Source organism: Pseudonocardia sp., assembly GCF_050250275.1.
GTDB lineage: Bacteria > Actinomycetota > Actinomycetes > Mycobacteriales > Pseudonocardiaceae > Pseudonocardia.
Genome location: NZ_JBFWOY010000015.1, coordinates 1 through 24,936 on the forward strand (window position 1 = coordinate 1; position 24,936 = coordinate 24,936).

21 protein-coding genes and 1 pseudogene are annotated in these 24,936 nt (G+C 72.2%); 6 read left to right on the forward strand and 16 right to left on the reverse strand.

Features of this window, described 5'->3' with window-relative positions; genetic code table 11:
- Positions 1 to 110: 110 nt before the first annotated feature.
- The gene (locus AB7F12_RS14880) at positions 111 to 626 is read right to left on the reverse strand and encodes a hypothetical protein (RefSeq protein WP_428498902.1); all 516 of its coding nucleotides are present in this window, start codon (positions 624 to 626) and stop codon (positions 111 to 113) included.
- Between the two features lie 92 nt (positions 627 to 718).
- On the reverse strand, positions 719 to 1,630 hold the full coding sequence (locus AB7F12_RS14885; protein ID WP_428516597.1) for an LLM class flavin-dependent oxidoreductase: 912 nt from the start codon (positions 1,628 to 1,630) through the stop codon (positions 719 to 721).
- Here AB7F12_RS14885 and AB7F12_RS14890 point away from each other — a divergent pair.
- Positions 1,524 to 4,070 carry an ATP-binding protein gene (locus AB7F12_RS14890; RefSeq protein WP_428498900.1) on the forward strand — a complete coding sequence of 849 codons (2,547 nt, stop codon included), beginning with the start codon at positions 1,524 to 1,526 and terminating at the stop codon, positions 4,068 to 4,070. The two genes, AB7F12_RS14885 and AB7F12_RS14890, sit on opposite strands and share 107 nt — an antisense overlap.
- On the opposite strand, the gene AB7F12_RS14895 is transcribed toward AB7F12_RS14890, so the two are convergent.
- Both AB7F12_RS14895 and AB7F12_RS14900 read right to left on the reverse strand, forming a co-directional pair.
- Entirely contained in the window at positions 4,057 to 4,629 is a 573-nt protein-coding gene (locus AB7F12_RS14895; RefSeq protein WP_428498899.1) for a DUF5698 domain-containing protein, read from the reverse strand. The genes AB7F12_RS14890 and AB7F12_RS14895 overlap by 14 nt on opposite strands.
- 8 nt (positions 4,630 to 4,637) lie before the next feature.
- Positions 4,638 to 4,814 (reverse strand): hypothetical protein, encoded by a 177-nt coding sequence (locus tag AB7F12_RS14900; protein WP_428498898.1) that lies wholly within the window; start codon positions 4,812 to 4,814, stop codon positions 4,638 to 4,640.
- A gap of 220 nt (positions 4,815 to 5,034) precedes the next feature.
- Here AB7F12_RS14900 and AB7F12_RS14905 point away from each other — a divergent pair, with 220 nt between their 5' ends.
- Positions 5,035 to 5,310, forward strand: a complete 276-nt coding sequence (locus AB7F12_RS14905; RefSeq protein ID WP_428498897.1) for a DUF4242 domain-containing protein — start codon at positions 5,035 to 5,037, stop codon at positions 5,308 to 5,310.
- Positions 5,311 to 5,455: 145 nt separating this feature from the next.
- Positions 5,456 to 5,869, forward strand: a complete 414-nt coding sequence (locus AB7F12_RS14910) for a VOC family protein (protein WP_428498896.1) — start codon at positions 5,456 to 5,458, stop codon at positions 5,867 to 5,869.
- A 74-nt stretch (positions 5,870 to 5,943) separates the two neighbouring features.
- On the opposite strand, the gene AB7F12_RS14915 is transcribed toward AB7F12_RS14910, so the two are convergent.
- From AB7F12_RS14915 to AB7F12_RS14960, 10 genes are all read right to left on the reverse strand, one after another.
- On the reverse strand, positions 5,944 to 6,720 hold the full coding sequence (locus AB7F12_RS14915) for an SDR family NAD(P)-dependent oxidoreductase (RefSeq protein WP_428498895.1): 777 nt from the start codon (positions 6,718 to 6,720) through the stop codon (positions 5,944 to 5,946).
- A complete protein-coding gene (locus AB7F12_RS14920; protein WP_428498894.1) occupies positions 6,717 to 8,720 on the reverse strand; it encodes an FAD-dependent oxidoreductase in 2,004 nt (667 codons plus the stop codon). The genes AB7F12_RS14915 and AB7F12_RS14920 overlap by 4 nt, the downstream gene beginning before the upstream one ends.
- Positions 8,717 to 9,418 (reverse strand): ABC transporter ATP-binding protein, encoded by a 702-nt coding sequence (locus tag AB7F12_RS14925; protein ID WP_428498893.1) that lies wholly within the window; start codon positions 9,416 to 9,418, stop codon positions 8,717 to 8,719. Before AB7F12_RS14925 ends, AB7F12_RS14920 begins: the two co-directional genes overlap by 4 nt.
- Complete coding sequence (locus tag AB7F12_RS14930) at positions 9,418 to 11,232, reverse strand: ATP-binding cassette domain-containing protein (RefSeq protein WP_428498892.1); 1,815 nt, start codon at positions 11,230 to 11,232, stop codon at positions 9,418 to 9,420. Before AB7F12_RS14930 ends, AB7F12_RS14925 begins: the two co-directional genes overlap by 1 nt.
- An 82-nt stretch (positions 11,233 to 11,314) precedes the next feature.
- Positions 11,315 to 12,214, reverse strand: a complete 900-nt coding sequence (locus AB7F12_RS14935) for a branched-chain amino acid ABC transporter permease (protein WP_428498891.1) — start codon at positions 12,212 to 12,214, stop codon at positions 11,315 to 11,317.
- A 16-nt stretch (positions 12,215 to 12,230) separates the two neighbouring features.
- Positions 12,231 to 12,956, reverse strand: a complete 726-nt coding sequence (locus AB7F12_RS14940; RefSeq protein WP_428498890.1) for a hypothetical protein — start codon at positions 12,954 to 12,956, stop codon at positions 12,231 to 12,233.
- Complete coding sequence (locus AB7F12_RS14945) at positions 12,953 to 13,837, reverse strand: CoA transferase subunit A (protein WP_428498889.1); 885 nt, start codon at positions 13,835 to 13,837, stop codon at positions 12,953 to 12,955. Before AB7F12_RS14945 ends, AB7F12_RS14940 begins: the two co-directional genes overlap by 4 nt.
- Positions 13,753 to 15,072 (reverse strand): phenylacetate--CoA ligase family protein, encoded by a 1,320-nt coding sequence (locus AB7F12_RS14950; protein ID WP_428498888.1) that lies wholly within the window; start codon positions 15,070 to 15,072, stop codon positions 13,753 to 13,755. Before AB7F12_RS14950 ends, AB7F12_RS14945 begins: the two co-directional genes overlap by 85 nt.
- Positions 15,069 to 15,986, reverse strand: a complete 918-nt coding sequence (locus AB7F12_RS14955; protein WP_428498887.1) for an SMP-30/gluconolactonase/LRE family protein — start codon at positions 15,984 to 15,986, stop codon at positions 15,069 to 15,071. The genes AB7F12_RS14950 and AB7F12_RS14955 overlap by 4 nt, the downstream gene beginning before the upstream one ends.
- On the reverse strand, positions 15,983 to 17,245 hold the full coding sequence (locus AB7F12_RS14960; protein WP_428516599.1) for an ABC transporter substrate-binding protein: 1,263 nt from the start codon (positions 17,243 to 17,245) through the stop codon (positions 15,983 to 15,985). Before AB7F12_RS14960 ends, AB7F12_RS14955 begins: the two co-directional genes overlap by 4 nt.
- A 532-nt stretch (positions 17,246 to 17,777) precedes the next feature.
- Here AB7F12_RS14960 and AB7F12_RS14965 point away from each other — a divergent pair.
- Together AB7F12_RS14965 and AB7F12_RS14970 are read left to right on the forward strand one after the other, a co-directional pair.
- Positions 17,778 to 18,434 carry a TetR/AcrR family transcriptional regulator gene (locus tag AB7F12_RS14965; protein ID WP_428498885.1) on the forward strand — a complete coding sequence of 219 codons (657 nt, stop codon included), beginning with the start codon at positions 17,778 to 17,780 and terminating at the stop codon, positions 18,432 to 18,434.
- A gap of 463 nt (positions 18,435 to 18,897) precedes the next feature.
- On the forward strand, positions 18,898 to 19,782 hold the full coding sequence (locus AB7F12_RS14970; RefSeq protein WP_428498884.1) for a diacylglycerol/lipid kinase family protein: 885 nt from the start codon (positions 18,898 to 18,900) through the stop codon (positions 19,780 to 19,782).
- 103 nt (positions 19,783 to 19,885) lie between these two features.
- On the opposite strand, the gene AB7F12_RS14975 is transcribed toward AB7F12_RS14970, so the two are convergent.
- Both AB7F12_RS14975 and AB7F12_RS14980 read right to left on the reverse strand, forming a co-directional pair.
- Entirely contained in the window at positions 19,886 to 20,755 is an 870-nt protein-coding gene (locus AB7F12_RS14975; protein ID WP_428498883.1) for an LLM class flavin-dependent oxidoreductase, read from the reverse strand.
- 463 nt (positions 20,756 to 21,218) lie between these two features.
- Positions 21,219 to 22,135, reverse strand: a pseudogene (locus AB7F12_RS14980) (thiolase family protein).
- 60 nt (positions 22,136 to 22,195) lie between these two features.
- Between AB7F12_RS14980 and AB7F12_RS14985 the strand changes: the two are divergent.
- Positions 22,196 to 24,862 carry a helix-turn-helix transcriptional regulator gene (locus AB7F12_RS14985; protein ID WP_428498882.1) on the forward strand — a complete coding sequence of 889 codons (2,667 nt, stop codon included), beginning with the start codon at positions 22,196 to 22,198 and terminating at the stop codon, positions 24,860 to 24,862.
- Positions 24,863 to 24,936 lie beyond the last annotated feature (74 nt).

The following is a 24,936-nucleotide window of genomic DNA, read 5'->3' on the forward strand; positions in this document are numbered from 1 at the left end:
AGCGGTCGTTGGCGCCCGCCGGCCACGGTGACAACACCCCCCAGATCATCGACAACAGGGGCAACGAGTCATGCCGTGGCCGGTGGCCTGCAAGCCCTCACCGGGCTTGATCAAGAAGGTAACGGGGGCACCTCGACGAGCAGCATCCGCTGCGCCCACAGGGGTGGGCCGACCCGGGCGTCCGGGAGTGCGGCGGTGAGCGGGACCGCCGCCTCGACGAACGTCCCCCTCGGCCACTGTTCGGAGATCGCGTCGCGAAGGCCGCCCCAGGTGCCGGCGGCCCCGGGGTCGGGCGTCTCGACGAAGGTGCTGTGCCCGATCCCGAAGCTCCAGACGTCCACGAGCGGGGGCCGGTCGCAGGGGCCGGGCTTGCCGAGCCCGGGCGCGCCGACCCGCCCGACCCGGTGCGGGAGGCGGGTCCGCAGCCGGGACCGCAGCGCGTCGGAGTAGGGCCACAGCCGCAGGTCGCCGAGGGCCGGGATGTCAGGCCGTAGGTCGGGGTCCTCGGTACCGCCGCCCCATCCGTCGACAACGAAAGGGACGAATGCGATGAGGGTGATCCGGCAGCATTCGGGTGGAACCGCCGCCGATTCCCGATCGTCGTCGTTGCGCTCTTCCGACGCCATACCCGACGGTATTGGCGCCATTCACCTCCCGGCGAGGCCGATGACACATTCGGCCCATTCACCGGGGCCCGCGTACGTACGTCGCGTACTGCTCAGGCCGCGAACGCCGCGATCGTCTCCCGAGCCGCCCCGGGAGTGACGGGTGGGCCGAGGATCGGCAGGTCCACCCCGCAGTCGCGGTACTCGGCCAACCGTTCCCGACACCGCGACACCGGTCCGATCAGGCAGAACGCGTCGAGCATGGCGTCGCTGAACGACGCGCCGCCGGCACCGGCCACCATCCGTGTCGTCTCCTCGACGAAGCCGCTGTCGCGCCACATCCGCTGGAAGAACGGGAGACCGGTGTAGAGGGCGAGGTTCTGTCGGGCGGCGGCCCGGCACGTGGCGAGGTCGTCACCGAGGAACGTCGAGATTCCCAGCGTCAGCTCGAACGGGCCGAGCCCGACCGAGCGCGACCGGCCGTCGGAGAGCCATTCCTTGCTCTGCGCGACCCGTTGCGGGGACCAGAACGTCGGCATCGCTCCGTCGGCGATCTCGCCCGCGAGCTCGACGGCGACCCTCCCCACCGCGGCCACGTGCACGGGGACCGCGCAGGGCGCGGGCCGTTGCGGCAGGTGCGTCGCCGGCCCGGTCCCCGCGAGCCAGACCCTGACAGACCGAGTCGTTGCGCACCCATGGCGACGCCCTTCCGTTTCCGGGGCGCGGACACTACGCGCGGGGCCCGACGCCGCCCAGGGTCGAATGCCGACATTCGTGGAGTGGCACAGCCGTTCAGCGCAGTTCCGCCGGCACGAACCCGGACGAGGAACCGCATTTCCCCGACGTATCGGAGCATTCGGACCGCGACGGTACGAACGGACCTGTCGGGGCGGGTCGTGCGCTCCTATCCTCACCGGCATGCAGCTGCTCGAACGCGAGCATCCACTGTCGGTGCTGCTCGAACGGGCAGAACGCTGCGCCCGCGGCGAGGGCTGCGTCGCGCTCGTCACCGGTGAGGCGGGCATCGGCAAGACCGTGCTGCTGCGCGCGTTCGCCGCACAGGTCCGGTCGACCGTGCCGGCGCTGTGGGGCATGTGCGACTCGTTGAGCACGCCCCGCCCGCTGGGCCCGCTGCACGACGTCGCCGCCCGGCTCGACCCGCGGCTGCCCGACCTGCTGCGCGGCGCCACCGCGCAGCACGAGATCTTCACCGCGGTCCTCGACGCGCTCGCCACCCGGCCGCACGTGCTCGTCGTCGAGGACCTGCACTGGGCCGACGAGGCGACGCTGGACCTGGTGCGGTTCCTGGCCCGCCGGATCGCGGCGCTGCCGCTGCTGCTCGTTGTGTCCTACCGGACCGAGGTGGGGGCCGGGCACCCCCTCGGTGCGGTCCTGGGCGACCTCGTGACCAGCCCCGACTCGACCCGGCTGCAGCTGACGCCGCTCAGCAGGTCGGCGGTGCTCGAACTGGTGGCCGACCTCGGGCTCGACGCCGCGCACGTGCACCGCAGGACGGCGGGCAACCCGTTCTTCGTCAGCCAGATCGTCGCCCAGCCCGACTCGCCGATGCCCGAGAGCGTCCGCGACGCCGTCCTGGCCCGCGCCGCCGCGCTCGACCCGTCCGCCCGGCATTTCCTGGAACTCTTGTCGTGCACGCCCGAACCCGTCGGCGGTGCGCTGCTGGCCGCCCTGGGCATCACGTCGGCGACGGTCGAGGCGCTGGGGCGCACCGGGTTGCTCGACCGGCACGGCAACGGCGTCACGTTCCGGCACGAGATCGCCCGTTCCGCGGTGCTGGAGGCGGCGACGCCGGGCTCCGCGCCGGGCCTGCACGCCACGATGCTCGACGCGCTGGAGACCGTCGGGGCGGGGTCGAGCGTGCTCACCCACCACGCCGTCGCCGCGGGTGACACGGTCCGGGTCCTGCGCTACGCCCGCGACGCGGCCTCGCTCGCGGCGCGCGCCGGCGCGCACCGGGAGGCCGTCGCCTTCTACGAGACGGCCCTCGCCCACGTCGGCGACGACGAGCCCGCCGCCCGCGCCGACCTGCTCGAGGCGCTGTCCACCGAGCTCTACCTGACCGACCGGCTGCCCGACGCCACGGCCTCGCGCGTCCGCGCCCTGGACCTGCGCCGCAGCGCCGGCGAGGCCGCCGCCGTGGGCGCCGCGCACACCGCCATCGCCGGGTTCGCCTGGTACGCCGCCGACCGGGCCGGCGCCGAACGGCACGTCGAGGAGGCCATCGCGATCCTGCGCGACGCCGGGGACCCCCGCGCCTTCGGGTTCGCCCTCGCCCGCGACGCCTTCCTCGCCGCCCACCGCGGCGACACCCCGGCGGCCCACCGGTCGGGGGCCCGCGCCGCCCGGATCGCCGACGAGCTGGGCGACGACGTCGTCCTGCGCAGCACCGCGGCGGTCGGGGTGGCGGTGGCGCGGCTCTTCGACGGTGACGTCGGCGGCCGGGCCGACCTGCTCGCCGCGTCCGACGTCGGGCTGCGGTTCGGGCTCGACGACCTCGCGACCACCCCCATGAGCAACCTGTGCCATCTCGACGTCGAGCAGGGCCGCTACGAACAGGCCGAGCAGTCCCTGGCCCACGCGCTGCGGGTCAGCGAGGAGCGCGACACCCCGATCTGCACCGCCTGGCAGCTCGGCGTCCGGTCGCGGCTGCGGCTGCTGCAGGGTCGCTGGGCAGACGCCGAGGCCGACGCGCGTTCGGTGCTGACCGCACGCGACCTGCCGCTGAGCCACCTGTGGCCGCGGATGGTGCTGGGGCTGCTGGTCGCGCGGCGCGACGCCGCACCCGACAACCCGCACCTCGACGAGCTGTGGGAACTGGTCGGGCGGCTGGACAACCCCGGCATGGTCGCCCCGGCGGCGGCCGCGCTCGCCGAGAACGCCTGGATCACCCGCAGCCCCGACCCGCGCCTGGACGACCCGCTGGTCGCCGGGCTGTTCACCCGCCACTACACGGGCCGCGACGCGGTCGTGGCCCCGCTGCGGCGCTGGCTGGCCCGCCTCGGCGACGCCCGCGGTCACCGCGGGCCCGCCGACGCCCCGTCCGGTCTGCCCTACGACGACGCGCTGCGGAGCTGGGACTCGGGCGCGCCCGAGGACCTGCTGGCCGCGCTGCCCGTGCTCGACGGGCTCGGCGCGCGGCCGGTCGCCGACCTGTTCCGGGCCCGGCTGCGCGCGGACGGGGTGAGCAGCGTGCCGCGTGGCGCCCACGCGGCGACCCGGGCCAACCCGGCCGGCCTCACCGCACGCCAGCTCGACGTGCTGGCCCTGCTCGTCGACGGCCTCACCAACGCCGACATCGCGGCGCGGCTGGTGATCTCCCCCAAGACCGCCGACCACCACGTGTCGGCGATCCTCGCCAAGCTCGACGTCCGGTCGCGGGCCGAGGCCGCCGCGGCGGCGCGCCGGCTCGGCCTCGTGGCCACCGCGACCGTCACACCGACGTGAGCTGTTCCCGCCGCCTGCCCACACGCGCGGCGGCCACCTGCACGAACCCCAGCGGCAGCGGTGGCGCCGACGCCGACCGCAGCACGCTGCTGGTGTGGAACCCGTCGGGGGCGAGCCTGCGCAGCTCCCGTGCCACCTCGGCGTCCGCACCGGCGCCCGCCACCACGAACAGGATCGTCGCCGGCCCGTCGAGGCCGACCGCCGGCTGCGTCGTCACGGGGCGGCCCCGCGCTCGGAGCTGGGCCGCGACCTCCGCCCCGTCCCCCGCGACGACGACCCGGTGCTCCACCGGGTCCGCGGCCAGCCGCCCGCCGATCCCGACCCCGAGGTAGACCCCGGCCGCGACACCGACGGCGTACCCGACGACGTTCGCGGGGTTGTCCAGGTCGGTCACGACCTGACCCAGTGCGACGACCTGGATGACGGCACCCAGCGCGCCCAGCACGGCGGCCACCCGGCGACGGCCGCGCGCGGCCACCGCCATCCGGACCTGCCAGACCCCGACCTCCAGGACGACCAGCGCGGCGATCGCGGCGGGTTGCAGGAATGCGATCGACATGATCGCCCCTACGCCCCGTCACGGGCCGCGACGCGGGGGCCCGGTGGGGCGAGCGCTGCGCGCAGCAGGGATCGGACCGACCGTGCGCCGTCTCGGCGCGGCCACCGGCGGTACTCCTCGGCGGCGCGCCGGAGCTCGACGCCCCGCAGCACGGCCAGCTCGTGTGCCATGTCGTGACTGATCACGATGTCCTCCAGGTTCGGTTGATGGCCGGAACGGTAGGGAGCGGGCGGGCGCGGCCACATCGGGAGAACTCCCCATCTGCGCCGCGGCGACCTCCCACGTGCCGACATGGGGAGCCGGGGGGTCCGAGATGGGGAGCGCCCCCGACGCACCGGGTGGTCGCCGGTTCCTAGCGTTCGGCGGCGTCGGAGAGCCCGACACCGAATGCCGAACGGAGCCGAGATGTCCACCTTCCTGATCGAGCGCAACATCCCCGGTGCGTCGACGCTGACGCCGCAGCAGCTGCGCGACATCGCGACCACGTCGAACGGGGTCGTCGAGAAGCTCGGGGTCGCCTACACGTGGCACCGCAGCTACGTCGCCGGCGACAAGATCTACTGCGTGCACGAGACCGACGACGTCGAGACCGTCCGCGAGCACGCCCGCCGCGGCGGCTTCCCGGCCGACCTCGTCGTCACCGTCTCCGCCGAGTTCGGCCCGGAGACGGCGGAGTCCTGACCCGCCCGGCCGGGGCCCGGCGCGGCCGTGCCGCGCCCGGCTCCGGCGACGGCGGCACCGCCGCCGGTCCGGTGCCCGGGCGCACGGGCTCCGCGGCGGCGCCCGACGGTCGATACTCGACGCACCCGACCGGAGGAGGACCGTCGTGCTGCTCGACGGCATCAATCACGTCGCCTGGATATCCGCCGACGTCGCTCGCCTCGGACGTTTCTACGCCGACGTGTTCGACGCCGAGGTCGGCCCGACGCGTCCGCACGGGGAGGACGGCGAGGAGACGATGACCGTCATCCGGATCGGTCCACACACCGAGCTGAACATCGTCGTCATCCCCGGCAACACCCAGGCGCAGCGGCAGACCCCGATGTGGGGCCGCGGCCGCATCGACCACCTCGGTCTGCAGGCCGCTTCGGCCGAGGCCTTCGCCACGATCCGGCAGCGCCTGATCGACGCCGGGGCCTCCGACGGGACCGTCAACGACTTCGGCCGTGTGCACAGCATGTTCTTCCGCGACCCCGACGGCCTCGAGGGCGAGGTACTCGTCGCGAAGCCGCCGTCCTGACCGGACTCTCGGCGGGACCTTCGCGGGTCCCTCGCTGTGGCCGTCCACGGTGAACGCGACCCGGCGGTGGTCACTCAGACAGCGCGTCCGAATCCGCCGTCGACGACGACCTCTGCTCCGTTGACCCCCGACGACGAGGGGCCGAGAAGGAAACGGACGACCGCGACCACCTCGGCCGCAGTGACGAGGCGCCCGAGCGGGTGGGTGCGACCGAGCGAGACCTCCTTCTCTCCTGCCTGGTCCAAGACCGGCGCGAGAGCACGCAGCCGGTCGGACTCGACCGGTCCTGGACAGACCGCGTTGACGGTCACCCCGGCCTCCGCCCAGCGCCGGGACAGCGACTTGGTCAGCGTGCGCATCGCTGCGTTCGCCGCCGCGCCCACCGCGTAGCCGTCGATCGGCTCGCGCCCGGTGATCCCGGTGACAAGGACGATCCGCCCCCATCCGCTCAGCGCGAGCCGCTCCCCGAGCGCGGAGGCGATCAGTCCGGCCGACCACACCTTGGTGTGCAGCAAGCCGGCGAGCTCTTCGTAGCTCTTCTCCTCCAGCGGACCGCCGGACGCTCCGGACGACAACGCGACGAAGGCATGCGGAGGGTCCGGGCGGCTGCGCAGGTCCGCGAGCAGTGGGTCGAGTTCCTGCGGTCGGGACAGGTCCACGTCGACGACGGTGAGGTCACCGCCAGTGATGGCACCCAGCGTGTCGAGCCGAGCGCGACCGGTCTCCGACGAGGTCGTCGCCACCACCCGGGTACCTGCGCTCAGTGCCTCCTCCACGAGGGCCGCGCCGATGCTTCCGGAGGCACCGCTGACCAGCAGCGACTCGGGCCAGACCCTGGTCGGTGCTGTCACGGTTCCCGGCCGATGGCGAGCGCGGCCTGGTGGCCGTCCCAGAACGCCTGGTCGAGCAGACGAGGTGCGAGACAGTCCCCGACCCGGCGTACCGCGACGTCAGGTAGTTCGTTCCGCAGTGCGGGATAGAGATCGTCGACCACGCAGTTGCCGGTTGCGAGCAGAACGGTGTCTGCCGGTACCGCGAACACGTCCTGGGGCGCGTGCGTCGGATGACACAGCACCTCTGCGTCTCCGACGGCCGAGGCCCACGTCGCGGCCAGGATCCGCACGCCTGCCCGCTGCAGTCGGGAGTAGAGGGCGATCTGGTTCGCAGGTCCACTCCATTGGCCTGCGCTGATGCTGCGGCAGACGAGTGTGACGTCGTGGTCGGGTGCGAGGAGTTCCGCGACGGTGGTGGCGTGACCGTGCGGGTCGTCGTCCAGCACGACGACCCGGCGGCCGACAGCTTCGGGTCGGGAGAAGACATCAACTGCAGGCAGCACGTGGTCCTGGTCGTGGCCCGGCAGCACGTCCCGACCGGGGAATGCCGTCGAGAAGCCGGTCCGAATCGGTCGTGACCCGGTTGCGAGGATCACCTCGTCGGGGGCGAGATCACGCACCGCCGAGACTTCCGCCGGCCGGTCCAGTCGTACCTCGACGCCCGTTCGGGCCAGTTCCGCCTCCAGGAATGTCAGGATTCGCCCGAACTCGGCGCGGCTGGGTACCCGGGCCGCCAGCGCGATCTGGCCGCCGATGTGTGGGGCACGCTCCAGCAGGGTGACCCGATGTCCTACCTCGGCTGCGGTGACCGCGGCCTCGAGACCGGCCGGGCCGGCGCCCACGACGACGACGCGGCGGGCTTGTATCGATCGCTGTGGCAGGCGTGGTTCCCCGACTCGTGGGTTCACCGTGCAGCGCATCGACGCCCCGGACAGGACCCGTCCGATGCAACCCTGGTTGGCCCCGATGCAGGGCCGAATCTCGGTGGAGGCGCCGCGCTGCGCCTTCAGTGGCAGCCCGGGGTCGGCGATGAGCGCTCGGACCATCCCCACCATGTCGGCCGCGCCCGCGGTGAGGATCTGTTCCGCCTGCTCGGGGCTGGTGATCCGGGTGGCGACCAGGATCGGCAGGCTGACGGATGCCCGCACCCGGGCGGCCAGGTCGACGAACAGCCCCGGCGCGTGGCTCATGTCGGCGATCCAGAGCGGGTAGGCCTCGTTGCTGGCGCCGCTGATGCTCAGATAGTCGACGTGCCCGGACCCGGCGAGGGTCTCGGCGAGGACGACAGCCTGCTCCGGGCCGGCACCTCCTTCGACGCAGTCCGAGCCGTTCATGCGGACACCGACCAGCCAGTCCGGGCCGACAGACGCCCGGATGCACGCCAGGATGGTGCGCAGCAGCCGGGACCGTCCCGCCGGCGATCCGCCGTACTCGTCGGTCCGATGATTCATCTGCGGCGACAGGAACTGTGCCGGCCCGTAGCCTTGTGCGGCGAGAATCTCCACCCCGTCCCAGCCGGCCGCGCGCAGCGCTTCGGCGGATCGGACATAGTGATCGACAAGATCGTCGATCTCGGAGCGCTCCATCTCCTTCGGCACCTCGCGGACCACCGGGTCGGGCAGCGGAGAGGGCGCCAGCAGCGGGCCTCGATGCGCAGCCGTGTTTCCCTGTCTCCCCGACTCGTGTAGCTGGGCGACCAGGATCGATCCGTGGGCGTGAACGGCCTCCGCGAGCCTGGTGTGCCCGGCCACGGCCCGGGGGTCGGTCGCACGGTTGGTGAGCGCGTTCGGCATCGTGCGGGGCCACACCGCCCAGCTCCCCGTCACGATCATCGCCACGCCGCCGCGGGCCAAGGTCTCGTAGTAGTCGAGCTGTCGCCGACTGACCAACCCGTCCTCGGCGAAGTAGGTGCCGTGTGGTGGGGAGACGATCCGGTTCCGCAACGTCACGTTGCCGACCTGCAGCGGGGAGAACAGGCGGCCGGCCGACGCGCCCGCCGACGTCATCGGCGGGGTCACGGGCGGGGGGCCCCGTCCACCGTGAGCCGGGCGGTGAGTCCGGTCGTGTCGCCCTCGGAGACGACGGTGCCGAGGTCGAGGACGTAGCTGCGTTGAGTGATATGGGTGAGCCATGCCGGGTTCTGCTCGACGATCAGCGCCGCGGTGCCGCCGGAGGCGAGCCGGCCGATGCTCTCGTAGAGCTCGGCGGTGATCTTGGGGGCGAGCCCCGCGGACGGCTCGTCGAGCAGGAGCATCCGCGGCGCGGACGCGAACGCCACCGCGAGTGCGAGCGCCTGTCGCTGACCACCGCTGAGAAACCCCGCCCGGGCGTCTGCGTGCGCGGTGAGCAGCGGGAACATGTCCCACACCTCGTCGGTCGAGGGGGCGTCCGCCCCGCGCAGCCGGGCCGCGCGCAGACCGAGCTGCACGTTCTCGATGACGGTCAACGAACCCGGCATGGGTGCGCCCTCCCGGACCAGACACATCCCCATCCGCGCGATCTCGTGGGCGCGCAGGCCGGCAACCTGCCGCCCAGCGAACTCGACACCTCCGCCGGCGACCGGGTGGAGCCCACTCAGTACGCGCAGCAGGGTGGACTTGCCGGCGCCGTTCCGGCCGAAGAGCCCGACGACCTCGCCGTCGGCCACGGTGAGGCTCACACCGTGGAGAACCGTGGCGTCCCCGTAGCGGGCCGTGACCGCATCGACCGTCAGCATCAGCTGATCTCCTGACGCTCGGGGTTCTCCACCAGGCCGTGACTGAGGTACGACGCCAGCTCGGGCGACAGCTGCGCCGCCACCGAGCCGCGGGACACGATCCGGCCTTGCTCCAGGAGCACGACGTCGTCGCAGAACTCCATGACGAACGAGACGTTGTGCTCGACGACGAGCACGCTGATCCCGGTGGCTCGGATGCGCCGAACGAATCGACCGACGGCGCGGCGCTCGTCCGGGTTCAGCCCCGCCGTGGGCTCGTCGAGCAGCAGCAGCCGGGGCCGGACGGCGATCGCTCGTCCGATCTCGAGAACCCGTTTGGTCCCCAGCGGCAGGTCGCCGGCGCTGCGCCGCAGCGCGGCCGCAGGTATGCCGAGCGCCTCGACGATCGTGGTAGCGGCGACTTCCCGTTCGTGGGCGCGCCGGCGGGCGTTGGGCGTTCGGACGATGTCGGCGACGAACGCGGAGCCGCGGGTGTGGAGCAGGCCGAGCTCGACGTTCTGCCGTGCGGTGCACTCAGCGATGAGCTGCGGCACCTGGAAGGTCCGGCCGATGCCGAGCCGGGCCATCTCGTGATGGGAGCACCCGCCTACATCCGAGCCTCGGAACCGGATGCGGCCTCCGTCCGCCGGGTACACCCCGGCGATCAGGTTGAGGAGGGTGGACTTTCCAGACCCGTTGGGCCCCACCAGCCCTACGACTGCGCCGGACTCGACGTCCAGGTCCACGCCGTGCAGGACCTGGACCCCGGCGAAGCCCTTGGTCGCTGCGCGCACCTCCAGTACCCGGTCGCCGGGCGACCCGTCGTGCCGTAGGAAGGACAGGGATTCGTCAGGCTCGTCCTCCTCCACCTCGTCGTAGGCCTGGTCGGCAGCGTCGGCTCGCCCGCGCCCGGCGAAGACCGCAAGGTCACCTGCCCGAGCCAGGTAGGGCACGAGACCCTTGGGCGCGAGCAGCGCGGCGGCCAGCAGCGCCGCTCCGTAGACGATCGGCGACCACAGCGAGAATTCGCCGACGTAGAACTGGAAGATCACCAGGACCGCCGTGCCCAGGACCGGGCCGGTCACCGTTCCCTTACCCCCCACGATGACACCGGCGAGAAGCAGCAGGGCCATCTCGATACTGAAGGTGTCCGGGACGACGAACTGACGTTCGAAGGCGTACACGGTGCCGCACAACGCCACCGGGGCCGAGGAAACGAGGTAGACGACCATGCGGGTACGCGTGAGATCCAGCCCTGAGGAGGTGCCCGCGTACCGCGCGTCGCGCATCGCGCGGATACGCAATCCCCAGCCCGAACGCGACAAGGACCAGGTCCACGCGATCGACAGCACCAGGACCGACGCCATCAGCCAGAACCAGAACCGTCCGCCGACCTCGACGCCGAAGAACTCGGGGATCGAGATCCCGGCGAGCCCGTCCTCGCCCCCTGTCCACGCGCGCAGCAGTACCACGAAGTCGGGGAACGTGTACACCGCGAACAGCCCGATGACGCCGAGGTAGAAGCCCCGGACCTTGAGCCCCGGCAGGCACAGCACAACCGATACCGCGGTGCCGACGAGTGTCCCGGTCAGGATGCTGGGCAGCGACGCCCACCCCCAGACCGCGCTCGGGATCGCTGCGCCGTAGGCGCCGACACCGAGAACAACGGGAAAGTGCAGGACGAACTCCCCGGCGAAGCCGAGTGCCACGTTGAGATGGATCGCCGCCACCACGTAGATGATCCCGAGTGTGAGGGTCGACAACGAGTAGGGCTCGACGAAGGTCGGTGCCGCGAACAGGGCGACGCCGACCGCAAGTACGACGACGAGTCGCACCCGCCCGGACCAACGGCCGGAAGGCGGTCGTGTGTCGGTCGCGAGGGCGGCGCTCGGTCGTGGTGCACGGGAACCCATCGGGTCAGACCTCCCTGCTCCGGGCCGCCCCGAACAGACCCGGGGCGCCGAGGAGTCCGGTGGGCTTCAGAAGAAGGACCGTGACCAGCATCGCGAGCAGCACCGGCCCGGTCCACGCCGGTTGCAACAGCCCGGCGGACAGGCCGCTGACCACGCCGACCAGGCCGCCGCCCAGCAGGGTGCCGGACACGCTACCGAACCCGCCGATCGCCATCGCCGCGAACGAGGCGAAGACGAACGGGAACGAGGTGAACGCCGACGCCGAGGCGATCGGGGCGATCAGCACACCGGCCATTCCGGCCAGCGCCCCGGCCATGACGAAGGCCCACCGGACCACCCGCCGCACGTTGATCCCCAGCAGCGCGGCCCCGTCGGGGTCCTCCAGCGTGATCCGGAAGGTGCGTCCCAGGCTGGTCCGCGCGACCACAGCCATGAGGATGCCGACCGTCGCCACGCTGACCGCGATCATCAGCACGTAGAGCGGCCGGATCGGGATGCCGGCAACGGTGATCGGGTCCTCCGCCACGTACGACTGGACATGGCGCGGGTCGGCGCCGAAGAGCAGCGCGACCCCGGCGTCGACGGCAAGGGATATTCCCAGTGTGGTGAGCAGGACGATCTCGACCTTGTCTGCAGTCCGGCGCCCGATCGGAGTAACCGCGGCGAACTCGGTGACCGCGCCCGCGATACCCCCGACGATCAACGCCGCCGCCACGCACACCACGAGCGGCAGGTGCCAGGCCACAGTCATCCAATAGGCGAGGATCGTCCCGCTCATGATGATCGACGCCTGGACGAAGTTGAACACCCCGCTCGCCGCCAGGAGGATGTTGAAGCTGAGCGCGATCAGGATGTAGATGCTCGCCGACGCGAGACCCGACACGATCGACAGGGCGATGACCACCCGTCCGCCTCCCTCGTCAGCGCAGCATGCCGCCGCGGTCGATGGCCCGGAGCGCCGCCAGCTCGTCTTCGCTGATCGGTTGGTCGAGGCTTCCGGCAGCCGTGGCGTAGGTGAACCCGGTGCTCTCGGCGATCTGTGCCGCGGTGCCGGACAGGACCCGAACCAGCGTGGGCTGGCCGCGCCCGATCTCGAACTCGGCCTTCGGGGTGATGATGGCCCGGACGTTGCCCGCAGGTCTGCCGGTCACGTGGGAGACCTTGTCCACCAGCGCACGCCGGTGATGCCGGGTCATGTAGATCAACACGTTGCGGGAGCGGGCCATGCCGACCGGGAGGCCCGCCGGGCCCGGTCCCATGGCCCCGGACGACGTGACCGTGGTGTTCAACCTCCCCGCGCCGTCGACCTCGATGCCGCCGAAGAACGTGTAGTCGAATCCGCGCTCGAACAGGGTGGCGATCTCGTGATACGGCAGCACGCTCGTGGCGCCGTTCCGGTACTCGAACTGCGTCGAGGACGGCCAGAGCTGGTCGGGTAGTGGGTTCACGAAGCCTGTTCCGGAACAGATCCAGTCGATCGCCAAGCCACGTACATTCTTGGCATAGAGCACTGCCGTGATCGGGATCGCCGACGCTGCCCCGACGATGACGCGCCCGGGCCCGAGTCTCCTGCTCAGCGCCAGGGCCATGCGCTCGCTGGGAGTGGGCGGAGACAAGGTCGTGCCCGAAGGCATGCCTGAGGTCATGTCAGCACTCCTCGGCGGATGTGCAGGCGGCTCACACCCGAGCCTGCGGACGCCTTCTCGTGATCGAGGTAGTCCTCGACCGCCTCTTTGTCCTCGGGGTGGGTGCCGTGGCTGGCTGTGGGCCACGCCCCATCCCGGCACGGGGTCACCGCGTCGACCCAGACACCCGAGATGGTCGGGCCGGTCAACGCGAGCGAGGTGACCGGGACGAGGGTGTCCACCGTGGTGAGCACCCGCGCGGAGGCCTGGGCGAACATGAGGTCGAGGAACGGGGAGCCCCAGTAGTACAGGTTCCGGCTCTGGTCGCCGACCTGAGCGTGGAGCAGGGCCACGTCGACCGGTAGCGCTGCGGCCAGCGTCAGCGCACTTCCGTCGAACGGTGATGTCACGGTCCGGACCCGAGGCGACTCCTGGACCGAGTCGCTTCCGGTCTCCAGCACCGGCGCGCACGAACAGCCCTGCGCTGCAGCACGCAGCCCTGCGACCAGGATTTCCTGGTCGCAGAGCTCACGCTCGACCCGCCCCGAGGCGACCTCGCGCTGCAGTGCCGGCCCCGCTCCGCGTCCCTCGAACCCGACGTAGGGGCAGATCACCCGGTCGACCACGCCCGCGGCCACCAGCAGATCGACCCCGAGGCTCGCAGACGGAGCCGCCACGACCGTCAGGTCACGGACGCCCGAGTCCGCCACCGCGAGCAACAGCGCCACCGGAACGTTCTGCTCGAGATAGCCTCCGACAGCGACGGTCATGCCGGAGGCAACGCTGCTGACGTCAAGGGCGACATGGTCGGGCAATTTCAGACCTCCTCGAAGAAGACGGCCTTGGTGGCGCCTGGCTCGATCAACGAACCCGTCTCGACCAGAGTCACCGCGAACCGGCACGCCAGCGCGTCGTGCAGGACCTTCTCCAACGCGGTCCTGCGTCGCTCCTCCCGCCCCGTCGCCTCCACTTTCAGCTCGACGGGTCCCGGCAGCACGTATTGGCCCCGCGGCCTGCGGATCCGGAAGACAGGGCTGGGGCCGAGAGCGTCGGCGAGCACCTCCTGGATGGCCGACGGGAAGAGGTTCACCCCCTTGACGATCAGCATGTCGTCGCTGCGGCCGTTGCAGCGGATTCGCGGGGTTCGCCGGCCGCACGAGCACAGGCCCGTGCCGAGGACGGAGATCAGATCGCGGTGCTTGAATCGGAGCAGCGGTGCGGCTTCCCGCGTCAGGTGCGTGTATACGAGCTCGCCCTGGGCCCCGGTTTCGATCGGTAGGCTCTGTTCCGTGGCGGGATCGACGATCTCGGCATGCACGAGGTCCGGGGCAACGAAGTGCATTCCCTCCTGGCTCGCACACTCCGCCCACATCAGAACGACCAGGTCCGAGCCGCCCATCACCTCGCATACGCGGGCGCCCCACATCTCCTGCAGGGCGTTGCGAACGCTGGGGATACCCCCACCCGGCTCTCCTCCGGTGAGGATGACGCGGACGCCGAGACCACTCGGATCCAGTCCCCGCTCGTGCGAGCGAGTACCGAGCGCGTGCAGGAAGCCCGGGCTTCCCTGCAACCCTGTGGGCCGCAGCGTCTCCATGGCGTTGAGAATGCGGTCGGAGCCCGCCTCCGCCCCGAGTGGCAGCACCGTGGCGCCGAGGGCCAGGATCCCCTCGACCATCGGCAGACCGCCTGCCCAGCCGCGGCTCATCCCGAATCCGTGCAGGATCGTGTCGTCCGACGTGAACCCGACGGCGACGTAGCCGCGACGGATGATCTCTGCCCAGCCGGCCGCGTCGGCAGCCGTCAGCGGGACCATCGACGGGCGTCCCGACGTCCCCGAAGACATCTGCACCTGGCGGACAGCGGTCGGCGCCACGGCGAGGTGCTCACCGAGCGGCGGTGCCGCGTCCTGGCTGGCTCGGATCTCGGTCTTCTCGGTGAAGGGGACACCGCTGAGGTCCGCGAGGTCCGGCACACGATCGCGGCTGAGACCAGCGGCCTGGAGCTTGCGCCGGTAGAAGGCGGAGTCGTCCCACAAATGGCGCCACTGGCCGGCGAACCGTGAGCGCTGCAGAGCGAGCAGCTCCTCGGGCTCGAGCGCCTCGACCGCCGTGAAGGGCATGGCGATCTCGGTCATGCCTGCTCCCGACCGGCGGGCGTCCGGGCGAGCGCGATCGGAACCCCGGCGACATTCATCTCGCATGCGAAGATCCCGGCGTTGTTGTCGGGGTCGCCGTGAGCACCGGTCACGATGTAGAGCGTTGTCATCCCGGGGCCGCCGAAGCACATGCTCGTCACCATCGGCAGCGGGATCGCGATGCTGTCGACGACGTTCCCGTTCGGGCCGAGGCCCACGATCTCGCCCTGGTGGGCCAACGCCACCCACACGCCGCCTTCGACGTCCACAGCGATGCCGTCGGGTACTCCCTGAGGAAGCTCGGCGAAGACGGTGCGCTCGACGAGTTTCGGCGAGGTGCCCTCAAGATCGAGCTCGTAGGCGAAGACCAGCCGCCTGCCACTGTCACACTGGTAGAGCACGGTGCCGCCGGGATCGAAGGCCATCCCGTTGGACAACGCGATGTCGTCCGCGAGCGATCCGATCGACCCGTCGAGGTCGATGACCCATAGGCTCCCGGGCGGTCCGGCAGCGGCGCCGTCCACGGCTTCGTCCATGGCGACGAAGCCCAGCGATCCGACGTACACCCTTCCCGCCGGGTCCGTGGTCAGGTCGTTGAATCCGACGCGGTGGGTCGCGGGATCCTTGTCGAGCAGCACTTCCGTCGGGCCAGGCTCAGCCCGATCAGGCGTGAAGGGCTTGTAGGCGACGTTGCGCCCGGTGATCACTGCACCGTCCTGGTCGTGCAGCACGAGGCCGCCGATTCCGCGCCGGTGCGGGATCAGCGTCGTCCTTGCCCCGTCCTCCGCCAACGCGTGGACCCCACCGTGAGCAGCGTCCGCATAGATCAAGCCCCATCGGGGGTCGTAACGGGGGCCCTCCAACAACCCACCCTGTACCCGGCCGAGTGTCGTCGCGTCGCGGCGCGGGCTCACTGGGCAACCAGCTCCAGTGCCTCGCCGGCATAGATGCCGCGCTCAGGTGTGACGGCGCCGATGAGTCCCCAGAACTGACTGTAGTCGGCGTTGTTCGTGGTGTGGTCCTGCGGTGTGAACCCGGGATTGTCATAGACGAGCCGGTAGGCCTCCGGGTAATCCTGCCCGCCCACTGTCTGCAAGGCTGCTGCCAGAGCCGGGCCATCCGCGTTCGGGCCAGCCTTCTCGTAGGCCCATTTGACTTCGAAGACCAGGTCCGTCAGCGTCGCACTCAGGGTCGGGCTGGTCACCGGGCCCTGCTTGGCCAGCTCGTCGACGTAGCTCGCGGTCGCCGGGTCGACGGTCCCGCCCACCGCAGTCGCGAACCGGTAGTTCACGGCGTGGAACTGCGACGCGACGGCCGCGGGGACCTCAGCCTTGAGGTCACCGATGACCATGCCCGGCCCCACCAGGACGTCGGCGTCCCATCCGAGGGTCTGGACACCGGTCATGATGGTCGAGATCGCGCCGCGGCCCAGGTTGTCGAACAGCACGAGCCCGGCGCCCGCACCCCGCAGCTTGGCCAACTGGGGCGACAGGTCGGTGGCGTCCGGCGCCACCTTCTCATAGCCGACGACCTGCATCCCGGCCCCCGGCAACGCGGTCTGAAGGCCGTCGCCCAACGCCACCTGGGGTGGGGTGTCACTGACGATGATTCCGACCTTCGTCGTACCTGCCGAACTGGTCAGTCGAGTCGCCGCGGAGACCATCGCAGGAACTCGCTTGCTCGACAGGTCACCCAGGATGAACTGGTAGGGGTACTTCGTCGGGTCGCCGAGGGCAGGGGTCGAGGCGCCGGTGATCGTGAAGAGCTTCTTCGAGGTCACATAGGGCAGGGCGGCGAGCTCCTGGGACGAGATGTAGCCAGGCATGACGAAGTCGACGCGATCGCTCTCGACCAGTTCGCGAACCGCTCGCAACGTCTGGTCAGGCTGGCTCGCGTCGTCCTTGATGACGAGACGGACCTGCCGCCCGTCGATTCCACCTGCCTTGTTCACCCGGTCCACGCCTACCGTGAGACCGGCCTTGGTGATGGTGCCGTACTGACCGTAGACCCCGGTCAAAGGCAGCGAGGCTCCGAAGACGAACTCTTCGGAGCCGGTCGTACCGGAACTGGAACCGGCACCCGATCCACAACCCGCAACCACTCCGAGCAGGATCGCGAGGATTACGGCCACGTTGCCGCGTCGGCCACTCAGCATGCGGGTGACCGTAGTCACGCCGCGGAAAGTGCGTCAAGACCTTAGTGAACGGTGAATAACCTTTCGCTCACGAAAGTGCAGCTACTGACATGCCTGAAGCACAGAGTTGTTAATCGCGGGTAACACCGAGTACGCCAGGACACCCTCGCCCTCCACGACGAGCCGTCCCTCGACCCGCTGGTCCTGCACTCCGCCGACCCGTAGCATCACCTCGATGTCGGCCCGACCTTCGACCGGCGACCGCACTGAGATCTCAGCACGTCAGTACATACACGACCTGGCGATCGGGCAGCGTTTCGTCCGCTCAGACGATCTGTCACCCCCCGCCGCCAGACCTCGACTCGAAGGCCGGCCCCACTGAGTTGCAGCGTTACCCTGAACGTGAACAGCCGACAACCCGTGTTGGCTGTAGACGCCGCTACGGCGACGCTCGAAGACGCGCTAAGGCGCAGCTCGCGGGCGCTGCTACCGTTGTCCAGAGCGAGCGCAACGGCATTACCAGTGCCGGCTGGCGGTGAACCGCTGTGTACTTGGGGGGCGGGAGGGGTTCATGCGGAAGGCCGTGACCAAGCGACGGCGGGACCCGTCGCGCAGGGAGCAGATCCTTGCAGTGGCGGCGGAGTTGATCGCGTCGCAGGGTTTCCATGCTGTGGGCATGAGCGCGATCGGTTCAGCGGCCGGGATCACCGGGTCGGCGATCTACCGGCACTTCGACAGCAAGTCGGCCGTACTCGTCGCGTTGTTCGAGGACGTGATCGACCGACGGCTGCGCAATGCCGAGATCATCGCTGAGCACGCTGAGGACGACCGCGAGGTGCTGGCGGAGCTGATCACCGACCACGTGTGCTTCTCGCTGACGAACCGGCAGCTGATGCACATCTACCTACGCGAGATCCACAACCTGCCCGAGGAGGATCGGCGGCGGCTGCGGCGCAAGCAGCGTCGTTACCTCGAGGAGTGGCTGCACCCGGTACTCGAACTGCGCCCCGGCCTGAACGATGCCCAGGCCTGGGCACTCGTGCACGCCTGTATCGGGGCAGTCCAGTCCGTGCTCTACCACAACTCCGGCCTCCCCCTCACCGATCTCGGGTCCCTGATGGTGGCGGCCGCGAAAGGGCTCCTGGCCATCGACGGACTACCGGATGTCGAGCTGTCGCTGGACAACTACATCGTCCGCGTACCTCCTCCAGAACCCGTCGCACCTTAGGCCACATCACGACCGGACGCTCGCGCCGGCGGCTCGTCGATGCCATCGACGACCCTGCCTACTCGGACACCGTCGGACCGACCGAGCGACACGGGTCGCTCGACCGATCGCCTCGATCGCCGACCGTCGATTGCCGCTGCAGGTCGGCCGCGGGTGCGACAGAGGCCCGACCCGTCATTTCGACGTCTCGCGGTCGTCTCCGTCGGTCAGCATCCGGTGACGGAGCTGAATCGTGTGTTCTGTTGCGCGGCGCGGTCGGGCTCGCGGAGTCAGGGCGGGAGCAGTCCGCCGTTCAGCGGGTCCTGCGCGCCGTGGACGCGTCCCCGCCGACGCCGCGGCTGCCCGTTCGGCCGACCCTGCGGGTGAGCTGATCGAGCTGCGCAGCGACCACCCGGCGGGGACGACCTGCACGGTGTTGCCGGGTCGAGGTTTCCCGCGCGCCCGGACCGGCAACAGTCGCGGAGTGACCGACCGGTTCGACCGAATCCTGCTGATCTTCAACCCCCACAGCACGGGCGACGCGGCCGACCAGGCCGAGGAGCTCCGCGCCGAGCTCACCCGACGGCTGCCGCGGACGACGGTCGAGATGAGCCCCACCGAGCACGCCGGGCACGCCCGTGACCTGGCCCGGGAGGCGACCGGCTCACCCCGGACGCTGGTCGTGTCGGTCAGCGGGGACGGCGGCTACAACGAGGTCGTCGACGGGGTGATGCAGGCCGGCGACACCGACACGGTCTGCGCCGTCATGGCGGCCGGCAACGCCAACGACCATCGCCGTGCCACCCGGGAACGGCCATTGGCCGACGCCATCGTGGCCGGCGACGTCCGTCACCTGGATCTGCTGCGCCTCACCGTCGGTGAGGGGTCGGACGCGGTCGTCCGGTACGCCCACTCCTACATCGGCGTGGGCCTCACCCCGATCGTCGCGATCGACCTGGAGCGGGGCGGTAAGGGCTCGCTGCGGGAGATCCTGTCGGTGGTGCGGACGTTCGCACGGTTCAGCCCGTTCACGATCACGCTCGACGACGGCACCCGCACCTCGTTCGACAGCCTGGTGTTCGCGAACATCCCGCAGATGGCCAAGTACGCCACGCTCAGCGACGCGGACACCCCCGACGACGGCCGGTTCGAGGTGGTCTCGCTGCCGCACGTGTCGAAGTGGCGGATCCTGGGGGTCGCGGTCAGGGCCGCGACCCGGGGCCTCGGCCCGCAGCCCACGGCCACCCGCTACCGCTTCACCACGGGCACGCCCTCGCCGCTGCAGCTCGACGGGGAGGTCCTCGCCGTCGACGCGGACACCCCGGTGGTCGTCGAGATCGTGCCGGGCGCGCTGGCCACCGTCGGTTGAGCACGCACCGCGGCCGGCGCCGTCGCCACCGCTGACGCCCGGCGCCCCGGCCCGGTGACGTGCGCAGGGGCGGGCGGGAGGACGGTCCGGTGGCCGTCTCGGGTCAGGTCTGCAGCGGCCCGACCGCCGCGGCCAGCGACCCGAGCTCGGCGTCCCACCCGGCCACCGGCGGCCGGGTGGGGCGCAGCACGAACTTCGAGAAGCCCTGCTCGATGAAGCCCTCGAGCACGCGGCGCACCTCGGCCGGGCCCACGGGCACCATGTCGGCCGGATCGACGTCACGCCCCCGGGCCCGCGCCGCGATCGCGGCGAGCTGGGCGTCGTCGGGCGGTGTCACCGCATAGCCGATGCTCATCCCGAAGTGTTCGGGATCCAGCTCCCGGCCGGCGGCGTCGGCGGCGGCGTTGATGGCGGCGCGCGCCGCGACGGCCTCCGCCACGGTGCAGAACGCCCCGAGCCAGCCGTCGGCGAACCGGCCGCACCTGCGCAGCGACGCCGGCGCCAGCCCCGCGAGCCACGGCTCCAACGGTTCCTGGAGCGGTCGCGGCGCCACCCGCACCCCGTCGACCTCCTCCCCCGCCCACCAGCGCCGCAGTTTCGGCAGCACCTCGTCCATCACCGCGCCGCGCTCGGCGACCGGCACCCCGATCACGTCGCTCTCCACGCCGCGGGGCAGCCCCGGGACCAGCGTCAGCAGCAGCCGCCCGCCGGACAGCCGGTCGAGCGTGGCCACGGACTTGGCCAGCCGCACCGGGTTGCGGCCGGGCAGGACGATCGTCGCCCCGAGCCGCCGCGACGGGTGCAGGTGCGCCGCGGAGGCCAGGGCCACCAACGGGTCCGGCCCGGGCGAGGTCAGGATCTCCGACATCCACAGCGAGTCGAGATCATGGGCGTCGATGGCCGCCATGACCTCGGCGAGGTCGTCGGCGCTGACCTCGCCCTGGCCCAGCCCGATTCCGATGCGCACCTTCACCGGCCCCATCCTCCCCGTGGTGCCGATGATCCGCCCGGCGCGGGCCCGGGCGTCCGGGGCGGGCGCGCCGTCTCGTCCCGGGTCACCGGGTGACCGGGCGTCACCGTGTATCCGACGGCCCGCCCCGCTCCTGTCCGTCGCTCGGGGCTGTCCACCTCGAAGCGGGGAACCGCGACGGGGTCGTCCGCCCCGGCCCGGAACGTCAGTCTCGCAGGCTCCCCCGGCCGCAGGTCCGGATCACAGCGCCCGAGCACGCGGACCCCCTCGTCGAGGTCGACGAGCGCGATCGGCCCACGGCCGCCCTGCGCGGCCGTCGCGACGGTCAGGCCGCGGCCGGCCGCGACGGTCGGGGACACCGCTCCGCCGCACCGCGGGCACTGTGCCCGCCGCAGGTACCAGCGGTGGCCCCAGGCATCGCACACGCTCACCACGATTCGCGGTTCGCCGTCGGTCCAGTCGGCGCTCATGACGCACCGCCCGCGGTCCGCAGCACGGCGGTGACATGGGCCGACATCACGCCGCCGTCGGCGTGCACGAGGCCCTGCCGAGCACCGGCGACCTGGCCGCCCACCGACTCGCCCCGCAGCTGCGAGACCACCTCCACGAGGTGGGCGAGCCCGCCGGCGACGCCGCAGTGCCCGTAGGACAGCAGCCCACCGTGCGGGTTCACCGGTGTCGGGCCGACCAGGTCGAAACGGCCTCCGCCGCGTCGCCACCCGCCCGGCCGGGTCCGGCCAGGCCGATCTCCTCGAGCAGGGGCGCGAACGTGATCGTGAAGCTGTCGTAGATGCCGAAGACGTCGACCTCGTCGAGTCTGGTGCCCGCCGCGGCCAGCGCCCGGCGTGCCGACACGCGAGCACCGAGCTCGTGCAGGTCGGCCTCGCTGACGTGTTGGTGCAGGTGAGCCTGCCCGGTCCCGGCGATCTCCACATCGCGTGGGCCGCCCCCGGCCCCGATCAGGACCGCGGCGCCGCCGTCGGAGATCGGGCAGCAGTCCAGCAGGTGCAGCGGTTCGGCGACCGGGCGCGATGCCACGACGTCGTCGACGGCGATCGGCGTTCGGAACTGGGCGCCGCCGTGTCGGGTGGCGTGGGTGCGCATCGCGACGGCCAGCGGTGCCGGCCCGTCGCGGGGATCGAGCCCGTGCTCGTGCAGGTGCACGGTGGCGGAGACGCCGTTGCGATGTCCGGGCTGCGAGCGCTGTGCAACCGGCCGGCCGGGTCCCCACCGTGTCTGCGGAGCGCGCCGCATGCGTCGGTCCTGCGGGCCGGCGCCCGCCGTTCGTCCTCGGTAACGGATCTTCGTACGGTGCCGACTAATCCGGTGATCGTCGACCACGTCGGTGCAGGTGATGCGTGACCTCGAGGCACTTCGTCTCATCTGACCGGTTGAGATCGGCTCGTCCGGATGGTGGAGTAGCGGGGACGAGGGAGGCCTGCGATGGTGCTCGACGGGGGTCCGGCGGCGCCGCCGGGTTCCCTCGTGGGCCGCGACGAGCAGCTGGCGGCCCTGTCCCGCTGGTACGACCGCGCGGTCGCGGGCAGCGCCGCGCGGGTACTGGTGACCGGCTACGCGGGCGTCGGCAAGACGGCGCTGGTCGACGCGTTCGTCGCCGGGCTGCCGGACGCCGTCGTCGTGCGGGTCGAGGCGGACGGGGACCGACGGCCCGGCGCGTTCCAGGAGCTGGTGGGGGCCGAGCTGGGCGCCGACCGCGTCGCAGACCCGGCGGTCCTGCTCGACCGGCTCGGCGCGCGCCAGGAGGAGGGGCCGGTCGTCCTCGTCCTGCACGACCTGCACGACGTCGACGACGAGTCGGCGATCGGGCTGGCCCGCACCGTGCGCAGGCTGCACGCCGACCGTGTTCTGGTCCTCGCCACCGCCCGCGACGACGGGCTCGGCCGGGTGTGGGCGTCGTTGTTCGCCGACGGCCCCGACGCGGCGACGGTGCGGCTGGGCGGGCTCGACCCCGACGGGGTGCGGGCGCTCGTGTTCCGGCTGCGGCCCGGCCGGTGGAGCCGGGCGGTGACGGCGCGGCTGCACACCGAGACCGAGGGCAACCCGCTGCACCTGACGACGCTGCTGCGCGAGCTGCCCGACGACGTGCTGCGCGGGGACGCCCCGCTGCCCGCGCCGCGCGAGCTGGCCGCCGAGATCGCGGGCCGGACGGCACGGCTGTCCGACGGCGCCCGCAGGCTCCTGGCCTGCCTCGCGGTGCTCGCCCGTCCCGCCGGTCGCAGTCTGCTGGTGCGTCTGGACGAGCTCGCCGACGTCGACCTGGACGCGGCCGCGCGGGAGCTGACGGCGGCCGGGCTGGTCGACGTCCTCGCCCTCGGCGCCCGGTCCACGATGCGGGTGCGCCATCCCCTCGTGCGGGCGGCGGTGTACGACGCCATGGTTCCCGGGTGGCGCAGACAGCTCCATCTCGACGTCGCCGCGGCCGTCGGCGGGACCGCCGAGCTCACCCATCGCGTCGCGGCCGCCGCGGGCCGTCCCGACCCCGGCCTCGCCGACGACCTGGACGCCGCCGCGCGGTCCGAGCCGACCGACATCCGTGCGGCCGCGGCCCGGTTGCTCGACGCCGCCGATCTCAGCCCGACGGCCGAGCTGGCCGAACGCCGGCTGCTCGCCGCGTGCGTGCTGCTGGTCGACGCCTACGACACCGACCGGCTCCTCGCCCGCGCTCCCGCGGTCCGGGCCGCCCGGCCGTGCCCCGAACGCGACGTCGCGCTGGGGTTCCTGCTCAGCCGCGACGCGGACCCCGCCGCGCCCGCCCACCTGGAGAGCGCGCTGGAGGCCGCCGACGGCGATCCCGAGGTCCGTGCGCTCGCCGGGGTCCGGCTGGCGCTCGAACACATCTTCCGCGGCCGGGGCGTCCCTGCCGTCGCGGCCGCCGCGCGGGTGCCGGAGCTGACCCGCCGGCCGGTCCGCGCCGAGCAGGCGCTGATCGTGCGCGCCCTCGGTCGCGCGTTGAGCGAGGGGCCCGATGCCGGGCTCGACGAGCTGGCCGGCCACGTCGACCACGCGCTCGGAGCGGACCCTGCGGTGACGGCCGGGGCCCTGCACCTGGCGGCGGGACGGATCGCAGCCGCGCGGTCACGGCTGGAGGAGGGGATCGCCCGCTCACGGCGCGGCGCGGCCTCGACGAGCATCCACCGCGCGCACTGTCATCTCGCCGAGGTCCTCTACCGCACCGGTCGTTGGGACCTCGCCGACGCGCAGGCCGACGTCGCGCTCGGCTGGTTCGTCGACGGTGACCGGGGCTGGGCGGAGTCGATGGCCCACGCGGTCGCGGCGCTGGTACCGGCGGCCCGCGGGCAGCGTGACCGTGCCGCGGAGCACTGCGCCGCGGCGCGCGCGTCGTTGGAACGGACGTTCACCCCCCAGGGCGCCCATGCGCTCGCCGTCGCCGAGGCGACCCTGTGCCGGGCCCTCGGGGATGGGGCCGGGATGGCCCGGGCGTTGCGCCGGCTGCCCGCGGCCGCGGCCGCGGGCGGGATGTCGTCGGGGCCGTTCGCACCGTGGCGGCCGCTGCACGCCGAGGCGCTCGTCGCGACCGGTGACCTCGCCGGCGCCCGGGCCGCGCTGCGGTCGTGGCCCCGCGCCGGGGCGCCGCTGTGGTTCCGGCTCGCCCGCCACCAGGTCCAGGCCCGGCTGGCCCTGGCCACCGGTGACACCGCCGCCGCGGAGATCACGCTGCGGGCCGCGGTGGCGACGGCCGACCGCCACCCGGACGAGGTCGCCGACGAGTGCCCGGTGGAGCTCGCCGAGGTGCGTGTCCTGCTGGGCGGGCTCCCGAACGTCCCCGACGGTCCCGAGCAGCTGCGGGCCGCGGCCGCCGTCTTCGCCGAGATCGCCGCGACGCCGTGGCTGGACCGGATCCGCGCCGCGTCGACGCCGGTCGTGACCGACCACGGCGACACCGAGACGCCGCCGCTCACCCCGCGGGAACGCCAGGTCGCCGACCTCGTCGCCCGCGGCCTGACCAGCCGGGAGGCCGCGGAGGTCCTCTGGGTCACCCCGAAGGCCGTGGACTTCCACCTCGGCAACGTGTTCGCGAAGCTCGGCATCTCCTCCCGGCGCCAGCTGCGGGGCCGCACGTTCGCCTGAGCCTGGGTGTTTCTCCCAGTGCATGCGCGCGCGTGCGGGCGCACCGTCGTCGTCGGTGGTCCCGGCGGCTCGCC